The 10,561-nt window shown below is 33.6% G+C and carries 8 protein-coding genes; 5 read left to right on the top strand and 3 right to left on the bottom strand.

What is annotated here, in order from left to right; all coding sequences use genetic code 11:
- Positions 1 to 321: 321 nt before the first annotated feature.
- Entirely contained in the window at positions 322 to 1,137 is an 816-nt protein-coding gene (locus Q0K80_RS08985) for an alpha/beta hydrolase (RefSeq protein WP_294605585.1), read from the bottom strand.
- Positions 1,127 to 2,707 (bottom strand): PucR family transcriptional regulator, encoded by a 1,581-nt coding sequence (locus tag Q0K80_RS08980; RefSeq protein WP_270261888.1) that lies wholly within the window; start codon positions 2,705 to 2,707, stop codon positions 1,127 to 1,129. Before Q0K80_RS08980 ends, Q0K80_RS08985 begins: the two co-directional genes overlap by 11 nt.
- Before the next feature lie 141 nt (positions 2,708 to 2,848).
- Between Q0K80_RS08980 and fdrA the strand changes: the two genes are divergently transcribed.
- Genes fdrA through Q0K80_RS08955 form a run of 5 tightly spaced genes read left to right on the top strand, consistent with a single transcriptional unit; the run spans position 2,849 to position 10,130 of the window.
- A complete protein-coding gene (gene fdrA / locus Q0K80_RS08975) occupies positions 2,849 to 5,866 on the top strand; it encodes a DUF1116 domain-containing protein (protein ID WP_270261887.1) in 3,018 nt (1,005 codons plus the stop codon).
- The gene (locus Q0K80_RS08970) at positions 5,859 to 6,746 is read left to right on the top strand and encodes a DUF2877 domain-containing protein (RefSeq protein ID WP_294605582.1); all 888 of its coding nucleotides are present in this window, start codon (positions 5,859 to 5,861) and stop codon (positions 6,744 to 6,746) included. The genes fdrA and Q0K80_RS08970 overlap by 8 nt, the downstream gene beginning before the upstream one ends.
- Positions 6,712 to 7,956 (top strand): MFS transporter, encoded by a 1,245-nt coding sequence (locus Q0K80_RS08965; RefSeq protein ID WP_220220571.1) that lies wholly within the window; start codon positions 6,712 to 6,714, stop codon positions 7,954 to 7,956. Before Q0K80_RS08970 ends, Q0K80_RS08965 begins: the two co-directional genes overlap by 35 nt.
- On the top strand, positions 7,956 to 8,891 hold the full coding sequence (gene arcC, locus Q0K80_RS08960) for a carbamate kinase (protein WP_294605579.1): 936 nt from the start codon (positions 7,956 to 7,958) through the stop codon (positions 8,889 to 8,891). Before Q0K80_RS08965 ends, arcC begins: the two co-directional genes overlap by 1 nt.
- Positions 8,892 to 8,912: 21 nt before the next feature.
- Positions 8,913 to 10,130, top strand: coding sequence for a dicarboxylate/amino acid:cation symporter (locus tag Q0K80_RS08955; protein WP_294605586.1), 1,218 nt, complete (start codon positions 8,913 to 8,915; stop codon positions 10,128 to 10,130).
- A 130-nt stretch (positions 10,131 to 10,260) separates the two neighbouring features.
- Here Q0K80_RS08955 and Q0K80_RS08950 read toward each other — a convergent pair.
- Positions 10,261 to 10,561 (bottom strand): hypothetical protein (locus Q0K80_RS08950; RefSeq protein ID WP_294605577.1); only part of this gene is annotated, 301 nt, incomplete at its 5' end.

Raw genomic sequence — 10,561 nt, 5'->3', positions numbered from 1 at the left:
AGACCGGTTTAAAAAGCGTCTGCAGCAGATTAAAAAGTGGCACCAAGAACACGATAATTAAAATGTATTAAGGTTTGATAATAATAATTGTTTTGTAGTACATGATTTAGATGTTTTATCTAGATCATGTATTTTTTGTTAAAAATAATTTACAGCTATGAAAATGAGTAAATGTTATTGTATGAGGTGATTGAACAACAAAGCTGCATCGGATAGCTTATGATATTTTGTTTTTTAGTATTCACACTATTTAGCAAATTAATTTTTTGTCTATCTTACCTAAAGTATCTTAATGTCAAGCTTGACTAGCATATTTAAGCACTAAATCCAATTTGCAAGACTTTTTAAGACTTTTTGTACTTGTGGGTTATTAATTTCTTTTAGAAAATCGTGATCTAAATAATAAAGTGGATAAAAAACGTTATATTGGGAAAGTTGTTTTAATGACTTACTGTAGCTAAAGGGTACCTCTTTATCTGTTGTACTTGCAGCGGAAAAAATAGGAGGGAAATTTTTTAATTCGTCTATGGTAATTGAATATTTGCTTACTTCATTTTCGTTAACGCCATAAGCTTTTAACAAATCACCTTGTTCAGCAAGATATAAATATAAAAGATAGCGAGATAAAGCAGAATCATCATGAATAAAATTTTTTGTATCTATTGATTGTATAAGCTCTTTTGAAATAGTCGTAGTCGATAATTTTTTTGCTCGACTAGCGTCTTTCAAGTCATAGTAACCATAGAAATTGATAATTTTGGTAGGCTTTTTTATTTGGCTTAATTTGAGAATCTGATTGGCCAACCAAAACATAATAAAACCTCCAGCAGAGCGGCCACATAATATGTAATTAAAATTATGTGGTTCGATTACTTTTTTATATAGCTCTTTAAATGACTGGAAAGTTGTTTCTAAAATTTTACTTAAAGAAGAGTTGGGAGCTAGTGGATAATCTAGTGCAATAACTTCTATCTGTTTTTTTAGGAAAATATTAGTTAAAGCAGAGGGTAAGTCATTACGCGTGCCATATATTAATCCGCCACCATGAAAGTAAATTAAGATAGTTGATGTTGGGGTGCTAGGGTACCATAAAGTACATTGCATTGAATTGGATAATTTTTGCATATTATGTTTCATTATTTTTCTCCATACTAAGTAAATAAGTTGAGATTTGATAATTGATTAGTTCAGTTTGGTTTTCAAGATCAAGATCTAATAAACCTTGAATCTTTTTAATCCTGTAGCGGACGGTTTTTTCGTGTACAAATAATAGTTCAGCAGCTTTTTTGTAATTTTTATTTGTGTCAAAAAATATTTTTAGCGTTTTAAATAAATCATAATTATCTTTTTTCAAATCTATTAAATTTTGAGGGATGAATTTATTTAAAGTGCTAGGGTCTTTGATTGATAAGAAATATCTAAATATACCTAGTCTTTCAATTGAGAAAACATAATTAATAAAAATTTTTGCGTTAAAACTCAAGGCCTGCAAGCATTCATCTAAAATGGTTTGCAAGTTATTTTTTGTCTTAATAAAGCTAATTACAATTGAAAGACTTGAACGCTTTTGAAAATACTTAGACAACTTCTTTTTTATTAGTGCAGAATCTAACTGATCAGAGTGACTTTCAATATTAAAAAGAATGATCATATAGTCGTGGTGTTCTGAGTAAATGCTGTAGCGCTTAAGTCCTTGAAGTATTGCTCGAATATTATAAAGATCCATTTTACTCAAATTAGTAGTAAAAAAAGCACAAGCTTGATAATACTTGTAATGATTTAAATTTACTTCATCTAGCAGTGTATCAAGCTCTCTTTCATCCAAAAGTGGGTATTGCAAAATCGCATCTGCAATATTATTTAAGTGGGCGTACTCTTTTTGCTTTAAAGCATATTCTGTTTGTAATTTATTCTGAATAATATCAATGAAATTTTCGAAAATCATTGTCTCTGATTCACTTAATTTTTGAGTTTTATGAATTACTAAGAGTGAATTACGTTGATTAACATTATTCGTTGAAAACTCAATTCTTGTGGCGTTATATATTTGATTTGTAGTCAAAGATTCAAGAGTGTACAAAAAATATTTGTTTTTCACAAATTCAGAATCTTCTTCTGTATAGGGACTCCTTTCCTTAATTACCATTTTTTCAGGCATATCTTTGCTTTTATAAGAGGTTGAGTTTGAAGCTAAATATAACGAGCAAGGATAGTGAGTTATATTATTAAATTCGGCTACTAAAACTTGGTAAGAAGCTAGACTATCAGCTAAAGGTATTAATCTTTGTCTTGTTTTATAGTAGTTCTCCAAGACTAACGATTGATTATTTAAAATTGGCTGATAGATGGCTAATATTATTTGTTCATAATTTAACTCCGTACCCACTTTGATTAACGGAATTTTATTTTGATAGCAAAGGTCTATAAACCAATTTGGTACTTGTTTAATCAGTCGATCAACTTTCACGATAATTCCACTAATCCCGATCCGTACCATCTTTTCAAAAAAAGTATTCATCTCATCGGGCGATAATTGCTTTAATGCATAAAAAGAGGTCAAAATGATTTGATTTTTGCGTGACCATTTCTCAATATCTAAAGCCTCTAAAACCATTACAGACTTAATTTCAGTATTTCTTTCCAATTTTGGCGTTAAAATTTTGCTTTCTTTGAAAATTGGTAATTCTAGCAGATCGTATAGTTTCATATTAAATCTCCTTAAATTATTTTCCTTTGTCCATTTGGCTAAAAATCTTCCAAATAGATTTACTTTTTATCCATTGTAAGCGCTTCTATACAATCATACAATTTAAATTGTAAAAAAATTAACAAATTGGAGGTATGAAAAATGCTTAAGACAGTAATCTTAAAGGATAACTATCAGGATTCAATTAATCTTATGCTATTGACGAATAAGATTAACGAGCTGGCCGATGTAGAAATGAGCCAGATCATGATGGGTACTGAAGCGAATAAGGATATTTTGGCTAATACTGGCTTGTTAACTGAGAAGGCTAAAACTGCATCACCCAATGATTTAATGGTAGTTGTTAGAAGTGATGACAATGAGGTTATGGATAAAGTTTTACCAACTGTTCAGTCATTCCTGGAAGATCTTTCTACTAAAAAGACTGAATCTGATGAAGACACAGTGGCGGTTGATAATTGGGATGATGCATTAAAGGCATTGCCAGATGCGAATTTGGCTTTATTTAGCATACCTGGAGAATACGGAGCTCCAGAAATGGAAAAGGCTTTGAAACATAATTTAAATGTGTTCTCATTTACGGATAATGTTTCAATCGAAGATGAAGTTAAATTAAAGAAATTAGCCCATAAAAAAGGCTTACTAATGATGGGACCTGATTGTGGCACGGGTGTTATTTCAAGTATTCCATTGGCGTTTACTAATGTTGTCTCACCCGGAAATATTGGCATTGTTGGTGCTTCAGGAACTGGAATTCAAGAAGTAACGACCATTATTGACAGATTGGGCAATGGTGTTATTCATGCCATAGGTACCGGTGGACGTGATTTAAGTAATGAGGTAGATGCAATTACAGTTAAAGATGCAATTGCGGCTTTAGAAGATCATGAGCCAACGGATGTGATTTGTGTCATTTCTAAACCACCTGCAAAAAAGGTTAGAGATGAAGTTATGCAGATTCTTGAAAGCTGTGATAAGCCCGTTGTTGCTGACTTTTTAGGTGAGCGACCTACTCATTATGAAGGTAATGTTTATTTAGCTCATACATTAGAAGAAACGGCTAAGATTGCTGTTGATTTGGCAGCTGGTAAAGAAGTTAAAAAAAATTATTTTGAAAAAGTTGAACTACCAGCTAATGTTAAAACACTAGCAGAAGATAAAACTATTAAGGGACTCTATTCAGGTGGAACTTTGGCTAATGAAGCCGGCATGCTGATTTCTGAAGCACTCGACTTAGGGCATTTAACAAAGGAAAAAGGCTATATTCTAAAAACTGAGGGATATGATGTCATTGATTTAGGAGATGATGTTTATACCCAAGGAAAGCCACACCCGATGATTGATCCAGAGGTTCGGATTAATAAAATGCGCGAATATTGTCAGGATCCACATACTGGGGTCATTTTACTTGATGTAGTGTTGGGATATGGCGCAAGCGATGATATGGCTGGTGCTTTAATTCCAGTAATTGATGAAGAAATTGATAAGGCTGAAAAAGCTGGCAGACCATTATACTTCGTTGCCACTGTTGTAGGAACGAATAAAGATCCGCAAAATTATGATGAAACAGTTGAGCGCTTAAAAGAACATGGCGTTTTAGTTGAGAAGAGCAATGCAAAGGCTGTTCAACTAGCATTAAAGTTAAAAGGAATTCAAATTTCTGAGCCAGATAAAACAAATATTCCATATACAGGGAAGAAAATTGCATTACCAACTGTTAGCAACGAAGTAAAGGAATTATTAGCTACAAAACCACGAGTAATTAATATTGGTATTAATAGTTTTACCGATTCGATTATTAAATATGGTGGAAAAACTGTTCAATTCAATTGGAAGCCACGCGCTAATGGTAATAAGCGGATGATTAAGTTATTAGATGCACTAGAAAAGTATGATGACAAGATTGACGCAGACAATGAAAAGGTAATTCAAAGATTTAAGGATGCGAAACCGTTTCTGACTGATGTAGTTCCTGCTAAGACTGTTATTCCTGAACTGAATACTGAGCACAAGACATTGTTGCATGCAGGACCGCCAATTACATATACAGAAATGACAGGACCTATGCAGGGCTCATGTGTTGGTGCAGCAATATTTGAGGGCTGGGCAAAAGATGAGATTGAGGCACGAAAGTTATTGGAAAATGGAGAAATAAGTTTAATGCCTTGTCATTCTGTTCATGCCGTCGGACCAATGGGTGGAATTACATCAGGAAATATGCCTGTTGTCATTGTTGAAAACAGATTGGACAATACGAGAGCTTATTGCACCTTGAATGAAGGTATAGGTAAGGTTTTGAGATTTGGAGCATACTCTCAAGAAGTTATTGATCGGCTAGTTTGGATGAGGGATGTACTCGGTCCAGTCTTATCAAAAGCTTTAAAGAAAACTGAGGATGGCCTTAACTTAAATGTCTTAATAGCACGTTCTATTACAATGGGAGATGAGTTCCATCAAAGAAATATTGCCGCTTCAGCAAACTTCTTATGTTCAATAGCGCCACTAATTAGTGAACTAGATATTAGTGAGAAAGACAGATACGATGTAATTAAATTTTTAGCAGATACTGATCAATTCTTCCTCAACATTATGATGGCTACTGGCAAGTCAATTGCTGATGCTGCAAGAAAGTATCAAAAAGGTACTATCGTAACTGCAATGGCTAGAAATGGACGTGATTTTGGTATCCGTATTGCTGGTATGGGAGACCAATGGTTTAAAGCACCTGTAAATACTCCTAAGGGCCTTTATTTTGCAGGCTTTTCAGAGGATGACGCTAACCCCGACATTGGCGATTCTTCAATTACAGAAACTGTCGGTGTAGGCGGTATGGCCATGGTAGCAGCTCCTGGTGTAACAAGATTTGTTGGTGCAGGCGGTTTTGAAGATGCATTAAGAATTTCCAATTCCATGGAGAAGATTAATACTACTCACAATCCAAATTGGTCGATTCCAACTTGGGACTTTAAAGGCACGAACTTGGGCATTGATATTAGAAAAGTAGTAGAAACTGGCATTGAGCCAATTATTAACACAGGTATTGCACATAAAAAACCAGGTGTTGGTCAGATTGGTGCTGGTACTGTTAAAGCGCCAATAGCCTGCTTTGAAAAGGCTTTGGAAGCCTATGCTAAGACCTTAGGTATCGAAGTTGATTAATTCTCATGTTGTTCAAATTAGTAGTTACATTAATCCCATTACTAAATTTGGCAAAATAGGCAAAATACATTCAATATTCACCCACTCTATTAATATTCAAATTGGTTATCACTTAGTAAATATTGGCTGTTTTGAGAATTACTTGTCCTGCTTTGGGATGAACATTCCTGAAAACATTTTGCAATCAATTATTCATAGTGTGGGAAAAAACGAAATAGTTAAATTTTCAAATGATTATCTCTACTTCTATACCAAAGATGGGATTAAAAAGATTAGTTTAGTAGATTCAAATATAGTTGACTTAAAAATTAATGCGTTTAGTCAGTTTCCAAAAGCTGAATTAAAAAAAGTCCTGAAAATCCTGGAAAGAAAAAAATTAGATCAAAGAATAGGGCTACCCAACAATAGTTTGTTCAAAACTTTTACTGAGGAAATGACTACATTTAAGAATCTTAATATTGAGCAAGTTGTTACTTGGTTACTTGGCAGAGGAAAGGGATTAACGCCAAGCGGTGATGATATCCTTTGTGGTTACATTTTCATACTATTATTAGTTGGCAAAGCAACTAATTATTTATCAAACTTTATTGAACAAATAATTAGTAATCTGAGTCTTACTACTGATGTGAGTAAAGCTTATCTAATTTGTGCAACACAAGGATACGTTAATTCCAAAGTTTATCAATTATATGAATCCTTGAAAAATCATGATTTAAAAAATATAGACCGTGAGCTAAATTCCATTCTTAATATTGGCCATACTTCGGGTAATGATTTGAGTTATGGGATTGAACTGGGTATTTTAGCTAGTTTAAATACTCCTGAGTCTATGAAAGGAGCGAATAATGAAAAACGACGAAGAAGCCGTAAAGGTTTCTAAAAACTATTGGATAAGAGTCGTCATTATATTTTTCTTAGGTTGGATATTAATGTATGGAACGCGTACCATTTTTAATCCAATTATGGGAATCGTTGGCAAACAGTTTGGTTTAAATAATACTCAGCTGGGATTAGCCAATAGCATATTCTTTTTGACCTATGCTGTCTTCCAAGTACCATTTGGGGCGTTAGGTGACAAGTATGGAAGAAAATTGGTGATTACTATTGGGTTTCTTGTTTTAGCTGTGATGAGTTGGTTATCAGGAATTGCAGCTAGCTTTACTTTATTTCTGATAATTAGAGCTCTTGCTGGTGTTGGTCAAGCTTCCTATTATGGTCCACAATATGCACTGTCTTCAGAAGCTATTCCAGAAGATAAGTTAACTCTTGGTACTGCAATCATCAACTCAGGTATGGCTTTTGGTACTTCTGGTGGATACCTGCTTTCAAGCTATTTAGTATTACAAAATCATCAAAGTTGGAAAGTTCCTTTCTTTGTAGTAGCTGTCCCAACAGCTATCTTGGCAGTTTTATTTTATACATGTTTAAAGGAGAAAGTTTATAGACCTAAAAAGGCTGAAAAAGTATCAGAGAATCAGCCAAAAGAAAAGGTTTCTCTTAAAAAGATTTTCACCAATAAAAATTTGGTTGCGGCATTTGTTCTTTGCTTTTGTAGTATTTATGCCAATTTTGTAATTATTACTTGGCTACCATCGTTTTTAATTTCCAATAGGGGATTCGAAGGTGGCAGTGTAGGATTTATTTCTTCGTTAGTGCCCTGGGCTTCCATACCGGGTGCTCTAGTATTTGCTAAATTAGCCGATAAAACTGGTAGTACAAAAAAATGGATCTACCTTCTAGTACCGTTATCAATTATTTCAGTATTTGCGATTGCTTTTGTTTCCAATAAAGTTTTGCTAATAGCAGTACTTATTTTATATGGGCTAACCGGTAAGCTGGCAATTGATCCTATTATTGTAGCCTATGTTACAAAGAAAGCTCCATCAGGTTCTTTATCAACAACATTAAGTGCTTATAATTTTATTGGTATGTCAGGTTCCATTTTGGCACCTTATATCACTGGCTGGCTAGCAGATGTGACTGGACAAATGGAAATCGGTTTTTATTTAGGCTGTGGTCTATTAATAATTGGCTTGATTGTATTTGCTGTACTGGCAACTGACTCAAAGAAGGGAGAAACAGCTGTATAATGGCTACTAGTGTAATCGCCCTAGGTGGGAATGCAATTCTAGAGAAAGATCCAACCGATATTGGGCAAAAAGAAACGGTTAATAGGGCAGCAAGATATATTGTTGAATATATAAAGGCTGGAAATAAAGTGGCAATTTGTCACGGTAATGGTCCGCAAGTGGGTAATTTGTTGTTGCAACAGAATGCCGCTAATTCTAAGAAAAATCCTGCTTTTAAACTTGATACCTGTGGGGCAATGACAGAGGGTAGCATTGGTTATTGGATTCAACAAGGGCTAGATAATGCTTCTAAAGATCTTGGTCAAAATATCAAATCTCTTACGGTTATTACCCAATCTGAAGTTGATAAAAATGATCCATCTTTCAGGTCTCCAAGTAAGCCGATAGGCCCCTTTTATACCAAAAAAGAAGTAATTGAATTACAAAAAAATAGTAATGATATGTTTATAGAAGATGCTGGTCGTGGATATAGAAAAGTAGTACCTTCTCCTAAACCAATAAAAATAGTCGAAAGAGATATTATTAAAGATACTGTAAATGCTGGTATTGTGCCGGTTGTAGCAGGTGGTGGAGGTATACCTGTTATTGTAGAAGGCAATCAAATAAAAGGTGTAGAAGCTGTTATTGATAAAGATTTTGGTTCTGAGAAAGTTGCAGAGGGGATTTCAGCTGATAATTTAATAATTTTAACAGCTGTAGATAGTGTTTATATCAATTTTGGTCAAGAAAATCAAAAAGCTTTGAATCATATAACGGTTGCTGAAGCCGAAGAATATATAAAACAAGGACAATTTGCGAAGGGAAGTATGTTACCCAAGATTCAAGCCGCAATTTTATTTGTTATGGATCATCCAGATAGAAAGGCAATAATTACATCAATTTCTAATTTACCAAATATTTCTCAAAACGCTGGTACCTTAATAACTGATAAGTAAAGAAAAGCAGGTGCTATCATGATGAAAAAAGTCAAGATATCAATGGTTAATCAGATTTTGATAGCAGTTATTCTAGGCATAATTTTTGCTTTTGTGTTGCCGAATGTTTCGGTACATTTAAAAATAATCGGTGATATTTTTTTGAAACTAATGCAAATGTCAATTCCGCTTTTAGTGCTGGGACAAATTATTCAAGCAGTTGGAAGTATTAAACCTGATGAATTAAGTAGCTTGGGAATAAAAACCATTATTACTTTTTTAAGCTCCTCATTGTTAGCAGCTGCTTTTGGAGTAATAATTGGGGTGCTTTTTAAACCCGGAATTGGAATCCAGTTAACTAAAGCTACTGGTAAAGTAATTAAATTTAAATCTATTTCATTAAATGATACTGTTTTGAATTTCTTCACTAGCAACATTTTTGCATCTTTAACTAAAGGAACGATTATTCAGATTATTGTTTTTGCAATATTTTTTGGAATTGGATTGAGCAGATTTATGGTAAAAAGGCCACAATCAAAATTGCTTAGTTTAATAATTGATTTCAATGATGTCGTTATTCAGTTGGTAACTTGTGTGATGTTCTTTGCTCCAATCGGTATTTTTGCTTTAATTGCTTCCACAATTAGTAATTTGGGTATAAAAATTATTATTCCATTGATAAAGTATTTGCTTTCATATGGATTTGCAACGTTTGCTTATCTATTGATTTGGATAGCTGTTATCTCCTTATTCCTTAAAGTAAATCCAATTAAGCTAATTACTAATATGTCTGAAATGTCCATTATGGCATTAGCCACTACTTCTTCGGCAATTACCTTACCAATTGAGATGAAGGAAGCCAAAAATAGTTTAGGGCTAAAGGATCGAATTACTAACTTAGTGTTGCCATTGGGGATGTCACTCAATTCAAATGGGTCTGCAATGCATATGGCTATAACTGTGATTACAATTGCTCAATTGTATAATATTAACTTTTCTTTTGATAAAATTCTTTATCTCATCATAATGTCGACATTTGTGTCTTTGGCTAATGCTGTTGTACCTGGAGCTGGATTAGTTTCTTTAGCGATAATAGTTCCTCAGATGGGTTTGCCGATTGAGAGCATTGCCATTTTTGCAGGTGTTGAATGGTTTGTTGGAATGCTCAGAACAATTCTTAATGTTAATTCTGATGTCTATTCTGCGCTAATTGTTGGAAAATCAGTTAATGCGATTGACTATGAAGTATTCAATAAGTAAATTTACGAGAAAGTAAGTTCTTAGTAAGTATATAAAAATTGTTGTTTATTTTATTCTTACTACCATTCAAATTAGTGTTAATTTTAAAAGAATAATAAAACCGCCTTGAGACAGTGTTCAAGGCGGTTTTTTACTTGTCGATTTTCAGTGGCTCGATTGGTGTTTCACCAGGGAGTTTATTGATGACTAACAGCTTTTTCTTAATGGCAGGATAGTATAAATATGATTTTTGATTGCTTAAGACTATCACGCCGTCAGTTTTATTATTTGATTTCAAAACGCAGGCGTTATCATTTGGATTTTCATAAGTACCACTATCAAATTCTCTGCCATTTTTGAAAAGCCGATATTTGCCGTTGGTTCCTAAAGATATCGTAATATGAGGATTGACCGAACTTGTATGAATGCCATGATTGGCAAAGCCACCATAA

The sequence above is a fragment of the uncultured Lactobacillus sp. genome, from assembly GCF_945290125.1.
Classification (GTDB): domain Bacteria; phylum Bacillota; class Bacilli; order Lactobacillales; family Lactobacillaceae; genus Lactobacillus; species Lactobacillus rizhaonensis.
This window is presented reverse-complemented; position numbering and strand designations above follow the sequence as displayed.

Bases quoted from the DNA above. Each gene is read 5' to 3' on its own strand.
- Q0K80_RS08985 (WP_294605585.1), bottom strand. From the start codon at position 1,137: ATGAAACATAATATGCAAAAATTATCCAATTCAATGCAATGTACTTTA.
- Q0K80_RS08980 (WP_270261888.1), bottom strand. From the start codon at position 2,707: ATGAAACTATACGATCTGCTAGAATTACCAATTTTCAAAGAAAGCAAA.
- fdrA (WP_270261887.1), top strand. From the start codon at position 2,849: ATGCTTAAGACAGTAATCTTAAAGGATAACTATCAGGATTCAATTAAT.
- Q0K80_RS08965 (WP_220220571.1), top strand. From the start codon at position 6,712: ATGAAAAACGACGAAGAAGCCGTAAAGGTTTCTAAAAACTATTGGATA.
- arcC (WP_294605579.1), top strand. From the start codon at position 7,956: ATGGCTACTAGTGTAATCGCCCTAGGTGGGAATGCAATTCTAGAGAAA.
- Q0K80_RS08955 (WP_294605586.1), top strand. From the start codon at position 8,913: ATGAAAAAAGTCAAGATATCAATGGTTAATCAGATTTTGATAGCAGTT.